Origin of the sequence: Streptomyces sp. NPDC087270 (assembly GCF_044744625.1) — a bacterium.
GTDB lineage: Bacteria > Actinomycetota > Actinomycetes > Streptomycetales > Streptomycetaceae > Actinacidiphila.
In genome coordinates this window covers 53,014-69,665 of the sequence record NZ_JBIUYR010000007.1, presented here as the reverse complement: position 1 = coordinate 69,665, position 16,652 = coordinate 53,014, and the positions used below count along the sequence as shown (strand labels likewise).

Here is a 16,652-nt window from a genome sequence, read left to right as displayed (position 1 = left end):
GTCTGGGCGAGGACTTCACCTCCGCGCCGGACCCTTCCTGGGTCGGTCGCGGCGGAGGCGGCGGATGAGGCGGCGGACCCGCCGGGCGCCGAGGTGTGCGGGGTCGCGGTGCTCATCGGGCGTCTCCGGAAGTCGTGGCGGCGGTACGGGCGTCGGCGGGCGGGTGCGTGGCGGTGGTACGGGCGTCGGCGAGGGCTCCGGTCCCGCCGGGGCCCGCGCCCGCGTCGGCGCCGGCCTCGGCGAACCGCCGCCCGGCGTACCGCAGATACACGTCGTCCAGCGACGGCCGGGCGACCGTGACGGCCGCGACCGCCGCGCCCTGCCGCTCCAGCGCGGCCAGCACGTGCGGTACGGCGGCGGGCCCGTCGTCGGCGCGGGCACTGATCCGGCGGCCGTCGACGTCCACCTCCCGCACCCCGGCGAAGGTGTCGAGCGCGGTCCGCAGCAGCCCGGCGTCGACCGGGCCGGGCGCGTCGCGCAGCTCCACATGGACCGCGTCGCCGCGCAGTTCGCCCTTGAGCGCGTCCGGGGTGCCCTCGGCGACGACCCGGCCGCGGTCCACGATGGCGATCCGCTCGGCGAGCCGGTCGGCCTCGTCGAGGTAGTGGGTGGTGAGCAGGATGGTCAGGCCGTCGTCGCCGGCCAGCCGGGCGATCTCGGCCCACATCGCGGTGCGCGCCTCCGGGTCGAGCCCGGTGGTCGGCTCGTCCAGGAAGAGCACCTCGGGGCGGTGCACCAGGCCGAGCGCGACATCGAGCCGGCGCTGCATGCCGCCGGAGTAGGTGTTGACCTTGCGGCGCCCGGCGCCGGCCAGGTCGAACCGGTCCAGCAGTTCGTCGGCGCGCCGCGCCAGCGCGGCGCCGCGCAGCCCGTACAGCCGGCCTTGCAGCAGCAGGTTCTCCCGGCCGGTGGCGACCGGGTCGGCGCCGGAGCGCTGGGCGACGACGCCGATGGCGCGCCGTACCCGCTCCGGGTGGCGCAGCGCGTCGTGCCCGGCGACCAGGACGGCGCCGGAGTCGGGGCGGGCGAGGGTGGTCAGGACCCGGACGGTGGTGGACTTTCCGGCGCCGTTCGGGCCGAGCAGGCCGAAGACGGTGCCGGGCGCGACGGTGACGGACATGCCGTCCAGGGCACGGACGTCACCCGGGTAGGTCTTGACCAGGTCGGTGGCCGCCACGGCGGGCGGATGCGTGCTCATGAGGGTTCCTCCGTGGGAAGGGTGGCCGGGGCGCGCGAGGGCGCCGCCGGTCGGCGGAGGCATGAGCGGCTCCCGAGGGAGGAGCCGGGCTATCGTGGGTGTGCCGCACCTCGATCACCTGGCACCCGCTCATGCGCGGAGTGCCCCCAGAAGGCTCTGGGGACGGTCGTGGTTGGTGTTCCGGCGTCCGCTGTTGCAGCAGCGGGCGCCGGTCTTGCTCCCGGGCCGGCCTGCCCCCGGGCCCCGCACCATCGTGCGCGAGGGGTGGCCGGCGGGTCCCCTCCCCCGGTGCCGTCGTGCCGTACGGACGGGGTGGCCGGCTCCGACCCGCGGACAGCGCCGCGGGCCAGGGGGTGGGTCGGATCAGAGCGTCGGGTCAGAGAGCCAAGTCGAGTCAGATCAGGCCGGGTTCGGGGTCACCCGCTCTCCTCGCGCTCCCCGGGCGGGTCGGCGGGCTGGGCCGCCCCGGCCGCCTCGGCAGGGTCGAAGCCCTCCATCCGTTCCTCCAGACGGGACCACTCGTCCGGCACTTCGCCGGTCTCGTGCCAGCTGCGCCACTGTCCGATCCCGTCGAGGGTGCCGTCGGCGAACTCCTGGTATGTCGCGCGCAGCCAGGCGATCTGCGCCCGCACCATGTGGAGTTGGTAGTCGGTCTCGATGAGGAACATCCGCGGGAGTTCGCCGTCCAGCGCGTCCAGCACCCCGCGCAGCCCGGCCGCCTGGACCTCCAGCGCGCGCAGCCGGTCCCTGAGCAGGTCGGTCGCCTCGTCCGGGTGCAGGGCGCCCATCAGCGAGAGCGCGGTCTCGAAGAGCGGGTACTCCTGCGCGGGCACGGCGACCAGGTCGGCGAGCCAGTCGTGCATCTCGATCCGGCCGTCGTCGGTGAGCCCGTAAACGGTCCGCTCGGGGCGGTTGCCGTCCCGCTGCACGCCCGCGACCTCGACCAAGCCGTGCTTTTCGAGGTTCTGCACCACGGTGTAGAGCGAACCGAAGTTGATCTTGATGCTGTTTTCCTTGCCGCGTTGACGCAGCAGCCGCGCGATCTCGTACGGGTGCATCGGGCGCTCGGCGAGGGTCACCATCACCGCGAGGGCCAGCGGATTCGTCAGCTTGCGGCGCCGCGCCACCGGTACCCACCTCCTCCTCACTCGTCGCCGTATATCCGGGTACGAATATATCGCGACTGTCGGCATCCGACAAGTGCGATGTATCGCGAGTTTCGCGATCCGGCGGTGCGGCCCTCCCGCTCCCGGCCCGGTCCCGGCTCGCGCTCCTCCACCCCGCGCACGGGAACGCGAAAGCCCGGCTCCGCTCGGCACGTTGGAAGTGCCGAGCGGAGCCGGGCTCGTCCCGGGCGGCGCTCACGCCGCGCCGGGTCCCGGTGCTCGCGGATCAGCCGGGCAGCCGGGCGGCCGTGCGACCAAGCCCCCGGTCACCCGCTCACGCCATGGTCAGCGCGTCCTGCCATGCGGTGCGGTCGGCCACGGCGGTACGCCACCGGCGCAGCGTGCGCGGCGGGATGCCGATCCCCAGCACCCCCGTCAACCTCTCACCGGAGCGGTAGGCGACGAGGAAGCGGCCGTCCGCGGGGTCGCCCTCCACCACCTGCGCCTGGCTGCTGCCGCGCAGCATGCCGTACGCCTGGATCTTGACGTCGTACTGGTCGGACCAGAAGTACGGGATCGGGGCGAAGGGCCGGCCGTCCTGCGGGTGCAGGAGGTTGCGGGCGGCGGCCATGCCCTGCTCGGCCGCGTTGGTACGGTGCTCCACCCGCATCCGGGTGCCGAAGAGCGGGTTGAGCCATCGCGCGACGTCCCCTGCGGCGTACACACCGGGTGCGGCGGCACTGTACTCGTCGCATTCGACTCCGTCGGCCACGCCCAGTCCGCTGCCGCGCAGCCATTCGGTGTTGGGGAGCGAGCCGATCGCGGTGACCACGTCGTCGGCCGGGAGGACGGTTCCGTCCGCCAGCCGCACTCCGGTCACCCGGCCCTCCTCCGCGGTGATCCCCGCGACCGCCGTCGCGGTCCGCAGGTCCACGCCCCGGTCGCGGTGCACCTGCGCCAGGTGGGCGCCGACCTGCTGCCCGAGCGCGTCGGCGAGGAGCACGGCGGACGGCTCGACGAGCGTGACGGCGGCGCCCAGGGCACGGGCGGCGGCGGACACCTCGGTGCCGAGGAACCCGCCGCCCACCACGACCAGGCGCCGTCCGGCGGCCAGCCGGTCCCGCAGGACCACGGCGTCCTCCAGGTCACGCAGGACGTGGAGGCCGGCGGTGCCGGACGCGGCCAGGCGGCGCGGACGGACTCCGGTGCAGACGACCAGTCCGTCGTAGCCGAGTTCGGCGCCGTCCGCCAGGGTCAGCGTGCGGCCGGCCCCGGAGAGGGCCGCGGCCGGCACGCCGAGCCGCAGGTCCACGTCGAGGGCGTCCAGGTCGGCCGGCCCGCGCAGGGCGGTGCGCTCGACCGGCCACTGCCCGGTGAGGACCTGCTTGGACAGCGGCGGCCGGTCGTAGGGAAGGTGCTTCTCCGACCCGACGAGGGTCAGGGCGCCGTCGTACCCGTCGCGGCGCAGGGTCTCGGTCGCCGCCAGCCCGGCGGCCGAGGCCCCGACGACCACCACGCGGCGCGGGGGAGCGCTGGTCACTCACTCACCAGCCGGATCGCCGCGGCGGGGCAGAGCGCGGCCGCCTCCTTCACGTCCTCGTACCGGTCGGCTCCCGGCCGGTCCGTCAGCATCTCCACGATGCCCTCGTCGTCCTGGTCGAACACGTCGGGCGCCGCCAGCACGCACTGCCCGGACGCCACGCACTTGGGCTGTTCCACTTCGACACGCATGGGGTACCTCGCTTTCGGACGGACAACTGCTACCAGGTGACCGGGAGTTCGTAAACGCCGTAGACCAGTCCGTCGTGCTTGTAGTCCAGTCGGTCCGCGTCCACCGCCAACTCCAGCGTCGGGATGCGGGAGTAGAGGGTGCTGTAGACGACCTGGAGCTCGACCCGGGCCAGCGGCTGGCCGAGGCACTGGTGGACGCCGAAGCCGAAGGCCACGTGCTGCCTGGCGTCGCGGGTGACGTCGAGGCGGTCCGGGTCGGGGAAGACCCGCGGGTCGCGGTTGGCGGCCTCGCCGGCCAGGATGACGCCGTCGCCGGCGCGGATCACCTCGCCGTCGATCTCGATGTCCTCGAGGGCCACGCGGCGGCGCCCGGAGTGCGCGATGGTGAGGTAGCGCAGCAGTTCCTCCACCGCCGCGGCGACCACCTTGGGGTCGTCGGTGTCGCGCAGCAGGGCGAGTTGGTCCGGGTGCCGCAGGAGCGCGACCGTGCCGAGCGCGATCATGTTCGCCGTCGTCTCGTGTCCCGCGCTGAGCAGGAGGACGCCCATCTGCGCGGCCTCGTGCCGCGTCATCTGCCCGGCGTCCACGCGCTGCCCGGCGAGCGTGGACAGCAGGTCCTCGCCGGGCCGGGCCTGCTTGTCGCCCAGGAGGTCGTCCAGGTAGTCGACGAGGGCGTTCTGCGCGGCGACGACCTCCTCGGGCGTCGAGGTGCGGCGGACGATGACCCTGGTGTTGCGCTGGAAGAAGTCGTGGTCGTCGTACGGCACTCCGAGCAGTTCGCAGATGACCAGGCTGGGCACCGGCGTCGCGAACGCCTCGACGAGGTCGACCGGCCGCGGGCCGTCGAGCAGGCGGTCGATCAGCCCGTCGACGATGGTCTGCACGGACGGCCGCAGCGCCTCGACGTTCTTGATGGCGAAGGGAGCGGTCACCATGCGCCGCAGCCGCGCGTGCTCCGGGTCGTCCATCGTGAGGAAGGTCCGCCGGATCTGGTCGCCGGCCCGGCCCGCCGCGTTGCGGTACGGGTAGCCGGGGTTCGCGGTGTCGGCGCTCAGCCGCGCGTCGCCGAGCAGGGCGCGCATGTGGTCGTACCGGGTGACGAGCCAGGGGCTGGTGCCGTCCCAGATACGCACCCGGGCGAGCGGCTTCTGCTCTTGCAGGGTCAGCAGTGCGGGCGGCGGGTCGAAGGGACACCCGGCCGCTCGGGGCATCGGGTAGTCGGGGTGTTCGAGGTGTTCGGACGGCGTGACCGTCGAGATCTCGGCCATACGTGCCTCCTCGGCAGGAGTGGCCACCCAACATCCCTAACGGCGTTAGGTGCCATGGGCAACGATATCGACACCGTGCGTCACATCAACACCACGGAGGGCGCCGTCGTCGCTATTCGGCCATCACGCGGTCGAGCAGGTCGTCCGCCCGGTGCGCGATGCTCTCCAGGTCCGCCTCGAAGGGCAGGGCCATCGTGATGGCCACGATCCCGTGCAGGGCGGACCACAGCAGCAGCGCGTCCTTGCGGTCCCGCTCCGCACCCGGCCGGGCGGTGCGGCAGGCGGCCACCGCGTCCTGCCACACCCCGTACAGCAGCCACACCGGGTGCTGCGGGGACTGCTCGCGCGGCGCCGTGACCCGCTCAAGACCGAACATCAGCCGGTAGCGCGTCGGGTTCTCCAGCGCGAACCCGCAGTACCGGTGGGCCATCGCGCGCAGCGCGGCCGGCGGCCCCGAGTGCTCCTGCCGGTCCCACGTCGCGTGCAGGTCGGCGACCAGCGTCTCGTACGCCTGCTGCGTCACGGCCGCCACCAGGTCGGAACGGTCCTTGAAGTGCAGGTAGATGCTGGGTGCGGAGATCCCGACCTCCCTGGCGACGGCGCGCAACGACACCGCGTCCTCGCGCCCGGCCGCCGCCAGCAGCCGCGCCGCCGCCGACAGGATCTCCGTCTTCAGCGCGGCCCCCTCACCCCACTGGCTCGGTGTGCGCCGCTTGAACGTCTCCGCCATCCCCGCTCCTTCCGCCGCCCTTCCCCGGAGCATTATCGAAGCTGACCGGAACCGGACCGTCCCCCGCGACGCACCCTTGCCAGGCGCGCGCCCGCGTGAACGCCTCGCCCCCCGAAGGCTGGGCTCCGGTCCGGCCCCTGATCCGGCCCTGGTCCGGGCCTAGTCCGGGACGGGCACGGACGAGGGGCGGCGGAAGATCCGTTCGCGGGTGAACCAGCCGAGCGCGCCGCAGGCGACGAAGAGCAGCGAGCCGACCAGCATGCACCAGAAGCCGAAGTCGACGTGGACGGCGTACGCCATGTCCCGGCGGCCGGGGTCGGTACCGCCGATGGCGAAGACGGTGAGGTGGGTCGGCACGGCCGCGCGGCAGATCCCGAGCAGGGCGAGGGCAGCCAGGCCGATCAGCCCGCCGGGGCCGGCGCCCTCACCCGGGTCACCGTCGTCCTGGGGAGCGGAGTCCGCCGAGGAGACGGGGGACGCGGGGGACGCGGCCGAAGCCACCGGAGCCGTCCGATCCGCCGGGCGGGAGCCGCCGCGCCGCCAGTCGGACAGCGCCGGGACCCGCCACCAGCCGCGCAGCGCCCCGAACCAGCGCCCGCCCTCCAGCAGCATGAACACCGGCCCGAGCACCCCCAGCCAGTGGACCGAGAACGCGCCGTAGCCATGGCCACCGGTGCCCAGTGGCGCCCCGCTCGGCGGCACCGTGCTGAACCAGTGGGTGACCAGCCCCAGGAAGCCGGCCACCCCGCCCGCCACGAAACCCCAACTCCACCACGGCAGACGGCGGTTCACCGGGCATCCTCCTCGCGCTCGGCCACTGCGGAGACGGACGCGGGCACCGCGGCCCTGGCCCCCGCGGGCCCCACCGCACCGGGCGCCGCCACTCCCGACGGCTCCTCCTCCGCCGGCAGCGTCCCCGCCGTCACCCCCCAGTGCGCGGGCACGACCTCGCGCGCCGCGGCCAGGAACGCCGCCGCGTGATCGGCCGCCGCCGGGCCCTCGAAGAAGAAGCTGACGAAGTCCGGTTCGCGCAACGTGGTGTCCGCTCCGCCGTTCGCCTCGGCCAGTTCCGGCAACGTACGGGCCAGCAGCGGCCGTTCCTCCGCGGCGACCCCCGCGCCGTGCCGTACGGCCACCGCATGGGTGCCGCGCAGGTCCATCGCGACGGCCGCGGTCAGCGCCCGGGCGCTGAACCGCGGGGTGCGGAACTCCCACGGCTTCATCGCCGGAGGAGGGAAGCCGTGCTCCTCCAACTCCTTGAGGACCAGGCGCCGTTGGTGGTCGCCCTTGCTCTCGCCGTCGTCGTCGAGGGTGGCCGGCGCCATCAGCACCGGTCCCCCGCAGTAGTCCTGGCGCTGCACCTGGGTCAGGAACCGGCCCAGTGGCGGTTCCTGCCCGCGCAGTACCAGCCGCAACTGGTACGTGGAAGGGGTGTTCGCGGTGCCCGACCCGCGCTCGGAGTAGACCAGGCCGCCGATGCCCGCCCAGGCGAAGCGCCTGCGGCGCACCACCCGCTGGATGGTGACGCCCTGGTCGTCGAAGACCAGCTTCACCAGGAACCGCATCTGGAGCCAGTGGAAGACCACCACCGACCCCAGCACCGCCAACGCCCACCAGCCGCGCACGTCCGTGTGCGTGGAGAACGCCACCACCGCGTACACGACGACGAAGTACCCGAGGTCGACGCCGAGCGCCCTCGAATGCTCCTCAAGCAGCGGACTGAGCCGCACCGTAGTGGCCATGCGCCAGAACCTACGCGAACCCCGCGGGCCCGCGGGCCCGATCCGCGCGAGTCACCGGCCCCCGGCGACGATGCCGGCCGGCCCGCCCGCAACCCGAGTGACAGGGGCGAGAACAGGGCCGCCCGGGGCGCGAGTTGCTACCGGGCCCGGCCCGGGGCGCCCACCGACGTCGGCAGGACCTGCTCCGGTGTGCGCAGCCCTCCCCCGCTCCGCCCGGTCGGCGTGCCACGGCCGCGGCCGCGCTGCTTGATGCGCCGGCACGGCTCCTCCACGAGGAAGTAGGAGGCCAGCGCCATGATGAAGGTGGCGAGCAGCGTGGAGGGGAAGAGCATGCGCTCGACACCCAGGTCGCTCAGCAGGTGCATCAGCGGGTAGTGCCACAGGTAGAGCCCGTAGCTGAGGTTGCGGCCGATCCAGGCGAGCGGGGCGAGCGAGAGCACTCTGTTCAGCGGCGAGCCCGGCAGGAGTTCCAGCGAGGTCAGCAGCACCACGGCGAGCAGCGCGGTGACGAGGAAGCCGATGGTGTACTCCGGCGCGATCCACGCGCTGTCGCCGGTGATCTGCAGCTGCCAGGCCATCAGGCCCAGCAGCGCGAACGCGGGCACCCACAGCCGCGCCGACCAGGTCCGCAACGTCTCCCGCCAGGGGTCGTCCGGGGCGAGCCGGGCGAGCACGATCGCCAGCACCGCACCGGCCAGCAGCTGGTCGGCGCGGGTGTCGGGCCCGTTGTAGATGCGGTGCGCGGCCTCGGCGTTCCACAGGTGGAAGCGCCACAGCACGGGCAGCAGCGTGAGCACGGCCGCGGCGATCAGCACCGTACGGGCCTTGAGCCGGCGCAGCAGCAGGAGCAGCACCGGCGGCCACAGCAGGTAGAACTGCTCCTCGACGCCGAGCGACCAGGTGTGCCCGAGGGGGGCGGTCACACCGGTGTAGGCGCCGGACTGGGCCGCGCGGACCAGGTTGACCAGCGAGAAAGCGGCCAGCAGGGCCGCCGAGACGCCGTGCCGGAAGGACTGCACCGGCGCGAAGCTCAGCAGCGCGGTCACGGCGCAGACCACCAGGAGCGCGGGCACCAGCCGCAGCCAGCGGCGGCGGTAGAACTGCCGCAGGCTGATGTCGCCGGTCCTGGCGAACTCCGCGATGAGCAACCGGGTGATCACGAAACCGCTGATGGTGTAGAAGACGTCCACACCGATGGAGCCACCGGGCAGCTTGTCCGGGTTGAAGTGGTAGACGATGACGAGCATCACGGCCAGCGTGCGCAGCCCGTCGATGCCGTTGACCCGCTTGCCGGGGGTCCTGACCGCCGAGGGAAACGGCGCGCTCTCCGGTCCTCCTGTTGCCGCCTCTCGTTGGCCGCTGTCCTGGCGCGTGCTGGTGGGGGGTTGACTGCTCACGCAGGTACCGCTTCCCTGCTATCGCTGATTGATGGCAAATACATTCGCCTCAGCCAAGCAGTGTTCTGGTAAACGCCCCATAAAACGGAACCGTGTTCTCACACGATCCGCACAGCTCAGAGCCGGTGGAACGCGCCGAGTGGCAGGTCACGGCGGTGTCCGGGAAACCCGTGGCGGGCCCAAGTCGCGGCAGGCCGCCGGGGAGTTGGCGAGGGCTCGGCGGACGGCGGCGGCGGACCGGCCCGGATCGGGCGGCCCGCCGCCGCCGTCAACGCGGCGTGGCGAAGTTCACCCGACCGAGGAGTACGCCACCACGCCGCGCAGCAGCCCGTCCACCGCCTTGCGGGCGTTGCGCCGCACCGGGCTGCCCTCGGGCGCCGCGTTGCCGATCTGGCCCAGCACGTCGATGAGCTGCTTGCACCAGCGCACGAAGTCCCCCGCGGGCATGTCGGCGTCGGAGAGCACCGCGTCCAGGCCGTGGCCGGACGCCCAGCGGTACGCGGGCCACGCGAAGCCGAGGTCGGGCTCGCGCTGGCCCACGCCCTCGGTCTGGTTGATCCGGTGGTCCTCCTCCAACGCGTCCAGCCGGCCCCAGATCCGCACCATCTCGCCGAGCGCCGCCTTCGCGTTGCCGGTCGGGAGTTTCGGCATCACGGCGTCGTCGGACTGCCGGGACTCGTAGACCAACGCCGAGGCGCACGCGGCGAGTTCGGCCGGGCCGAGGCCGTCCCACACCCCGTCCCGCAGGCATTCGCTGGCCAGCAGGTCGAGTTCGCCATAGAGCCGGGCCAGCCGGCGCCCCTCGGGGGTGACGGTGTCGCCGTCGAGGTAGTCCAACTCGGCCAGCACCGCGCAGACCCGGTCGAAGGTCCGCGCGATGGTGTTGGTACGGCCTTCGATCCGCCGCTCCAACTGCTGGGTGTCGCGGCGCAGTCGGTGGTACCGCTCGGCCCACCGGGCGTGGTCCTCACGGTCGGCGCAGCCGTGGCAGGGATGCGCGCGGATCTCGCTGCGCAGCCGGGCGATCTCGGTGTCGTCGGCGGCGGCCGAACGCTGCTTGCGGTGCCGGGCCGGCGCCGCCCAGCCGGCGGTGCCGGCCTTGGTGCGCATCGCCGAGGCGAGGTCGCGCCGGGACTGCGGGCTGCGCGGGTTGAACGACTTGGGGATGCGCATCCGGTCCAGCGCCTCGACGGGCACCGGGAAGTCCATCTGCGCCAGCCGCTTGACCTGGCGTTCGGCGGTGAGCACCAGCGGGCGCGGCCCGTCGTGGTACTCCTCGCCGCGCCGGGGGCCGGCGGCCCGCCCGGCGGGCACCCCCGGGTCCAGCACCAGCGCCAGGCCGGCGTACTTCCCGGCCGGTACATGGATGATGTCGCCGGGCTTCAGCTTCTCCAGCGCGTCCGAGGCGGCCGCCCGGCGCTGCGCGGCGCCCTGCCGGGACAGTTCGGCCTCGCGCTCCTTCAGCTCGCGGCGCAGCCGCATGTAGGCGTCGAAGTCGCCGAGGTGGCAGGTCATCGACTCCTGGTAGCCGTCGAGCCCTTCCTCGTTGCGCTGCACCTGCCGGGAGATGCCGACCACCGAGCGGTCCGCCTGGAACTGCGCGAACGACGTCTCCAGCAGCTCCCGGGAGCGGTGCCGCCCGAACTGCCCGACCAGGTTGACCGCCATGTTGTACGACGGCTTGAAGGACGAGCGCAGCGGGTACGTGCGGGTGCCGGCCAGGCCGGCGACGGCGGTCGGGTCGAAGCCACGCTGCCACAGCACCACCGCGTGGCCCTCGACATCGATGCCGCGCCGCCCGGCGCGGCCGGTGAGCTGGGTGTACTCGCCGGGGGTGATGTCGGCGTGGGTCTCGCCGTTCCACTTCACCAGCTTCTCCAGCACCACCGAGCGGGCCGGCATGTTGATGCCCAGCGCCAGTGTCTCGGTGGCGAACACCGCCTTGACCAGGCCCTTGACGAACAGCTCCTCGACCACCTCCTTGAAGGTGGGCAGCATGCCGGCGTGGTGGGCGGCGATGCCGCGCTCCAGGCCCTCCAGCCACTCGAAGTAGCCCAGGACGTGCAGGTCCTCGTCGGGGATGGCGCGGGTGCGCTCCTCGACGATGGACCTCACCCGGGCCCTGGCCTCGTCGTTGTTCAGCCGCAGGCCCGCGTACAGGCACTGCTGGACGGCGGCCTCGCAGCCGGCCCGGCTGAAGATGAAGGTGATCGCGGGCAGCAGGCCCTCGTTGTCGAGCCGGTCGATCACCTCGGCCCGGCTGGGCGTCCAGATCCGGCTGCGGGAACGCCGCTCGCGCTCCCGGTCCGCCTCCCGGCCGCGCTTGCCGCGCGGGTAGGTGCGCTGGTTCTCCATCCGGGCCAGGCGTTCGAGGTCGGTGTTGACCTCGCGGCGCCCGCCGGGGTCGGCGGGCCCGGACTTCTCCTCGAACAGGTCGTACATCCGCCGCCCGGCCAGGACGTGCTGCCACAGCGGCACCGGCCGGTGCTCGGAGACGATCACCTTGGTGTCGCCGCGGACGGTGTCCAGCCAGTCGCCGAACTCCTCGGCGTTGGAGACGGTCGCGGACAGCGACACCAAGGTCACCGACTGCGGCAGGTGGATGATCACCTCTTCCCACACGGCGCCGCGGAAGCGGTCGGAGAGGTAGTGCACCTCGTCCATCACCACGTAGCCGAGGCCGTCGAGTGCGGGAGAACCCGCGTAGAGCATGTTGCGCAGGACTTCGGTGGTCATGACGATCACGGGCGCGTCGCCGTTGACGCTGTTGTCGCCGGTGAGCAGGCCGACCTTGTCGGCGCCGTAGCGCTTCGCCAGGTCGTTGTACTTCTGGTTGGACAGGGCCTTGATGGGCGTGGTGTAGAAGCACTTGCGGCCCTCGGCCAGGGCCAGGTGGACGGCGAACTCGCCGACGATGGTCTTTCCCGAGCCGGTGGGCGCGGCGACCAGGACGCCGCTGCCGCCCTCAAGGGCGCGGCAGGCGTCTATCTGGAACGGGTCGAGGCCGAACTCGTACAGCTCGCGGAACTGCGCGAGCGCGGTGGCGTTCTCTTCAGCGCGGCGACGGCTGGCGGCGTAGCGCTCGGCTGGCGACATCTCATCGGTCATCTCCCGCATGAGCCTACCCGGGGGCACCGACACCGTGCGTGACCTTTACCGCCCGGCTGCTCTCCCGGATACGGTTCCGGGCCCGCCGCGGCACCCCCGCGCGCCGGTCCGCGCGCCGTTCAGACCAGCAGCCGCAGCGCGCCCGGCACGGTCTGCGCGGTCAGCGGGAGCGGCCCGACCGGCTCCCCGTCGGCGTATCCGGTGACGCCGACCGCGGCCAGCCGCACCCGCGCGGCACGGTGCACGGTGACCACCGGGTGGCTGGGGTGGGTGCCGCGGTAGACCCGCGGGAAGACCCGCAGCAGCGTGGTGCGGCTGCACGGGCCGACCACGCACACGTCGAAGAGCCCGTCGTCCATCTGCGCGTCGGCGCAGATCCGCATGCCGCCGCCGTAGGAGGAGCCGTTGCCGACCGCGATGAGGGTCGCCTCCAGTTCCCGCTCGTCGGTGTCGTCGAAGGCGACGGTGTAGCGGATCGGGCGCAGCGCGGCCAGTTCCGCGAGCATCGCCACGTCGTACCGGAAACGGCCGCCGGGGAAGCGCATCCGGTTGCCGCGGTCGTTGACCCGCGAGTCGAAGCCGGAGGCGAGCACCGTGCCGAACCAGCGGTGGCCGCCCGGCCCGCCGCCGACCCGCCCGAGGTCCAGCGACCTCGTACGGCCTTCCGTCAGCGCCCGTGCGACGACCCGGCCCGCGGCTGCCGGGTCCCGCACCGGCAGGCCGTTGACCCGCGCGAAGTCGTTGCCGGTGCCGACCGCGACCACGCCCAGCGGGGTGGCCGTGCCCGCCACGGCCTGGAGCGCCAGCGACACCAGGCCGTCGCCGCCGACCGCCACGAGGGCCCCCGTCCCGCGGGTGACCGCGGCGCGGGCCCGGACGAGCGCGTCCCCCGCGTCGGTGCCGACCACCGTGCGGACGGCGAAGCCGGCCGCCCTGAGTTCCCGGGCGGCCGGCTGCGCCGCCTTGGCACCCCGCCCGCGGCCGGCGGACGGGTTGACGAAAAGGGTGATCTCGCTGGTCACCGGCGCGACGATATCGTTCCGCGGACCCCCCGCGGTAGATCCGGGCACCATCCGGATGCCCCGCACGGTGCCCTACGGCCCCCGGTTCCGCGGCGGTGCGCTGCGAAGCAGCCGCACCTGCTCAGGGGCGCGGGGAACCGCGCGACCGGCCCGCCACCGGGCGCACCCGGCAGCGGACCGGAACCGTCACGGCGGGGAACCGCACCCGCGGCAGAGGAATCCGCTCAGGTCGCGTCGTCGTAGTCGTCGTCTGCGGTCCGCCGCTCGGCATCCGCGTCGAACGCCTGCGCATCGACCTGCTCGGGCACGTAGTCGAGGCCGGAAGCCTCATCGGGGTCGAGCCCGAAGTCGGGGTCGGCCGCGCGGCGTCGGTCACGGCGCCGGTCGTTGAAGAAGCAGACACCCATCGCCAGGAAGTACAGCAGCACGATCGGCGCGGCCAGCAGCGACATGGTCAGCGGGTCGCCCGTCGGCGTGGCGACCGCGGCGAAGACGGTGATGCCGATGACCATCCCGCGCCACCAGCCCAGCATCCGGCGCCCGGTCACTATCCCGGTGAAGTTCAGCAGCACCAGCACGAGTGGTAGCTCGAAGGCGAGGCCGAACACGACGATCATCCGGGCCACCAGGTCCAGGAAGTCGTCGAGCGGCAGCAGGTTGGTGGTGTCGCTCGGCACGAAGCCGATCATGATCCGCGCGGTCTGCGGCAGGATCGCGTAGGCGAGCACCGCACCCGCCAGGAACAGCGGCACACCGGCGGCGACGAAGCCCAGCGTGTAGCGCTTCTCGCTCTTGTGCAGGCCGGGCGCGAGGAACGCCCACAGCTGGTAGAGCCACACCGGGGAGGAGACGACCACGCCGGCCATCAGCGAGACCTTCAGCGCGATCGAGAAACCGCCCAGCAGACCGCTGACGGTCATCTGCGCGCACGCCTCGGTGTGCTCCTTCTGCTGCGACGCGGGCATCGCGCCGTTCACGCAGCGCACACCGGCCGGAATGCGGTGCTGGAGCAGCTCGATGATGTGCTTGTAGAACACCGCTGCCACGATCGTGACAACGAGGATCGCCAAGACCGACTTGAACAGCCTGTTGCGCAGCTCACGCAGATGGTCCGCGAGGGGCATCCGGCCCTCGGGGTCCTTGGTCTGCTTGCGGGCAGTCTTGAGCACCCACGTCCTCGTCTCGTGCGGCAGCCGTCACCGGCGCGACCGGTCCCGGCTTGGTCCTTCACCTGTCGCCGGCCGCCGCAGGGGACGGCCGGACGCGGTAATCGGTCTCGGATCAGCTCTGGCTGGTGGTGCGCTCCGGCTCGCTCACCGGGCGGGCGCTGGCGGTGTCGCCCGGGGCGGACTGGATGGTACGAGCGGCGGTCTGCGGCGCGGCGGGCTCCTCGGCCGAGGACGACGCGTGGTCGTTCTTCATCGCCTTGGCCTCGCTCTTGAGGATGCGGGCGGACTTGCCGACCGAACGCGCCAGGTCCGGAAGCTTCTTCGCACCGAACAGGACGACGATGACGGCGACGATGAGGAGGATTTCCAGGGGCTTGAGGTTGCCGAGCATAAGAGGTCTACCTTCTCACCTTGGCGGCGTGGTCCGTGCGTCCGCGGTGCGGAGCCGGGCGGGTGCCCGGAGCCGTGCCGCGCAGTGATCGTAGCGCGCGGCGGTGAACGGCGGAGAGAGCACCGTCGTCCATCCGGCTGCGGCCCGAGCCGCGCGTCGTTCGCGGGCCGCCCGGGCCAGAGTACCCTCACCTGCCGGAATCGCGGCAGGGCTCAGGGCCGCGAGATCTCTCCGGTCCGTTCGGCCAACGGCCGGGCCGCCCGCCGCAACCGCTCGCTCGCCGCGGTCAGCGCCTCGGTGCTGGCGGCGACCTGGTGGGCGAGCGCCTGGACGGCCGCGAAGACGCGTACCGCCAGCACCCCCAGTACCAGGAGCCCCGCGGTCGACAGGCCGACGTAGAGAAAAAGCCACCACATGGGCCGCGAGCCTATCGGTGGACGGCCCGGCCGGGTGCGATCGCCCCGCGCGGGGCCTCAGCGGCCGGTCAGCCGCATCGTGGGGACCCCGCCGCCGGTGAGCAGCTCGATGATCCGCTCCCCCGCCGGCTTGCGGACCGCCTCGCCACACTCGGGGCAGATGAAGGAGTAGAAGGTGGTGCGGGACGAGGCGCCGATGGCCAGCCGCAGGGCCGCGGCGTCCAGCTCGAAGCTGCTGCGGCAGTGCGTGCAGTTCGCGCGGAACAGGACGGCGGGCACGGCGGGCACCGCGGACGCCGACGGCGGTTGCGACGGCGACTGCGGGCCGTTCTGCGGCGGGCACTCCACCGGGGCCGTACCGCCGCTCGTCCCCTCACTCACCGTAGGCGGCCAGGGCCCGCACCGCCGCTTCGCGGGCGCCGTCGGCGAGGTCGGGCGGGGAGACGATCCGGCCGTCGCGGCCCAGCCGCAGCGCGAGCCGCCGCAGCGAACCGGGGTCGGGCGTGCGCAGGGTGATCCGCAGACCGCCGTCGGGCAGCTCCTCGGCACTGTCGTGCGGGTAGTACTCCGCGACCCAGCGGCCGCCGGGCCCCACCTCGACCACCACCTCGGGGTCGTCGCCGGCCGGCTGCACCAGCCCCTGCGACAGGTCGCGCGGCTCCATCCGCGGCGGGTCGGACGGCTCGTCGAGCAGCCGGATCTCGGCGACCCGGTCCAGCCGGAAGGTGCGGCGGTCCTCCGACAGCCGGCACCAGCCCTCCACGTAGGTGTGGCCGACCGCGAAGAGCCGGATCGGGTCCACCTCGCGGTCGGTGAGGGTGTCGCGGGCCGGCGAGTAGTAGCGCATCCACAGCCGGCGGCGCTCGGTCAGCGCGCGGTCCACGGTGGCGAACACGCTGCCCTCCGACTCGAACGTCACCGACAGACGCCCGCTCGCCCCGGCCGCCTCACCGGCCGCCGTCTCCAGCTTCGCGGCGGCCCGCTGCAACGCCTGCCGGTCGCCCTCGCGCAGCCCCGGCAGGTTCGCCACCGCCCGGGCGGCGACCAGCAGCGCGGTCGCCTCGTCGGCTGCCAGCCGCAGCGGCTGCGCCACGTCGTCGGCGGTGCCCGGGTTGTGCCACCAGATCCGCTCGCCGTCGGTGTCGATGTCCAGCAGGTCGCCGCCCCTGAAGCTGGTGCCGCACAGCGGCAGCACGTTCAGGTCGCCGATCAGCTCGGCCTCGCTGACCCCGAAGGCCCGCGCCACCTCGCTCACCCGCGCCCCGGGCCGCTCGCGCAGATACGTCACCAGGGACAGCATCCTGCGGGTCTGGTCGATCGCGTTGCTCATCGGTCACTCCCCCACTGGCTCACAGGTCGCTCGGGCCGGGTCCG

At 73.3% G+C, this 16,652-nt stretch carries 16 protein-coding genes; all 16 read right to left on the bottom strand.

Annotated elements, in window-relative coordinates; translation table 11 throughout:
• Positions 1-112 precede the first annotated feature (112 nt).
• Complete coding sequence (locus tag ACIPAE_RS15920; RefSeq protein WP_402445568.1) at positions 113-1,198, bottom strand: ATP-binding cassette domain-containing protein; 1,086 nt, start codon at positions 1,196-1,198, stop codon at positions 113-115.
• Positions 1,199-1,614: 416 nt separating this feature from the next.
• Positions 1,615-2,325: a PadR family transcriptional regulator gene (locus ACIPAE_RS15915; protein ID WP_402445566.1), complete on the bottom strand. Its 711-nt coding sequence runs from the start codon at positions 2,323-2,325 to the stop codon at positions 1,615-1,617.
• 313 nt (positions 2,326-2,638) lie between these two features.
• Positions 2,639-3,844 (bottom strand): NAD(P)/FAD-dependent oxidoreductase, encoded by a 1,206-nt coding sequence (locus ACIPAE_RS15910; protein ID WP_402445564.1) that lies wholly within the window; start codon positions 3,842-3,844, stop codon positions 2,639-2,641.
• Positions 3,841-4,035 carry a ferredoxin gene (locus ACIPAE_RS15905; protein WP_328461917.1) on the bottom strand — a complete coding sequence of 65 codons (195 nt, stop codon included), beginning with the start codon at positions 4,033-4,035 and terminating at the stop codon, positions 3,841-3,843. Before ACIPAE_RS15905 ends, ACIPAE_RS15910 begins: the two co-directional genes overlap by 4 nt.
• A gap of 29 nt (positions 4,036-4,064) precedes the next feature.
• Positions 4,065-5,303: a cytochrome P450 gene (locus tag ACIPAE_RS15900; protein WP_402445562.1), complete on the bottom strand. Its 1,239-nt coding sequence runs from the start codon at positions 5,301-5,303 to the stop codon at positions 4,065-4,067.
• A 112-nt stretch (positions 5,304-5,415) separates the two neighbouring features.
• Positions 5,416-6,033, bottom strand: a complete 618-nt coding sequence (locus ACIPAE_RS15895; protein WP_328461921.1) for a TetR/AcrR family transcriptional regulator — start codon at positions 6,031-6,033, stop codon at positions 5,416-5,418.
• Positions 6,034-6,192: 159 nt separating this feature from the next.
• Complete coding sequence (locus ACIPAE_RS15890) at positions 6,193-6,825, bottom strand: hypothetical protein (RefSeq protein ID WP_402445559.1); 633 nt, start codon at positions 6,823-6,825, stop codon at positions 6,193-6,195.
• Positions 6,822-7,775 carry a hypothetical protein gene (locus ACIPAE_RS15885; protein ID WP_402445557.1) on the bottom strand — a complete coding sequence of 318 codons (954 nt, stop codon included), beginning with the start codon at positions 7,773-7,775 and terminating at the stop codon, positions 6,822-6,824. Before ACIPAE_RS15885 ends, ACIPAE_RS15890 begins: the two co-directional genes overlap by 4 nt.
• A gap of 137 nt (positions 7,776-7,912) precedes the next feature.
• Entirely contained in the window at positions 7,913-9,172 is a 1,260-nt protein-coding gene (locus ACIPAE_RS15880; RefSeq protein ID WP_402445555.1) for an acyltransferase family protein, read from the bottom strand.
• Positions 9,173-9,460: 288 nt separating this feature from the next.
• Positions 9,461-12,280, bottom strand: a complete 2,820-nt coding sequence (locus tag ACIPAE_RS15875; RefSeq protein ID WP_402445553.1) for a DEAD/DEAH box helicase — start codon at positions 12,278-12,280, stop codon at positions 9,461-9,463.
• A 119-nt stretch (positions 12,281-12,399) separates the two neighbouring features.
• The gene (locus tag ACIPAE_RS15870; RefSeq protein ID WP_329371285.1) at positions 12,400-13,302 is read right to left on the bottom strand and encodes a diacylglycerol kinase; all 903 of its coding nucleotides are present in this window, start codon (positions 13,300-13,302) and stop codon (positions 12,400-12,402) included.
• 224 nt (positions 13,303-13,526) lie between these two features.
• Complete coding sequence (gene tatC / locus ACIPAE_RS15865; RefSeq protein ID WP_329371283.1) at positions 13,527-14,471, bottom strand: twin-arginine translocase subunit TatC; 945 nt, start codon at positions 14,469-14,471, stop codon at positions 13,527-13,529.
• A gap of 112 nt (positions 14,472-14,583) precedes the next feature.
• On the bottom strand, positions 14,584-14,862 hold the full coding sequence (gene tatA, locus ACIPAE_RS15860) for a Sec-independent protein translocase subunit TatA (RefSeq protein ID WP_328461935.1): 279 nt from the start codon (positions 14,860-14,862) through the stop codon (positions 14,584-14,586).
• Positions 14,863-15,074: 212 nt separating this feature from the next.
• Positions 15,075-15,278 carry a hypothetical protein gene (locus tag ACIPAE_RS15855; protein WP_328461937.1) on the bottom strand — a complete coding sequence of 68 codons (204 nt, stop codon included), beginning with the start codon at positions 15,276-15,278 and terminating at the stop codon, positions 15,075-15,077.
• A 57-nt stretch (positions 15,279-15,335) separates the two neighbouring features.
• The gene (locus tag ACIPAE_RS15850; protein WP_402445912.1) at positions 15,336-15,566 is read right to left on the bottom strand and encodes a hypothetical protein; all 231 of its coding nucleotides are present in this window, start codon (positions 15,564-15,566) and stop codon (positions 15,336-15,338) included.
• Positions 15,567-15,651: 85 nt separating this feature from the next.
• The gene (locus tag ACIPAE_RS15845; protein WP_328461941.1) at positions 15,652-16,608 is read right to left on the bottom strand and encodes a WYL domain-containing protein; all 957 of its coding nucleotides are present in this window, start codon (positions 16,606-16,608) and stop codon (positions 15,652-15,654) included.
• Positions 16,609-16,652: the final 44 nt, after the last annotated feature.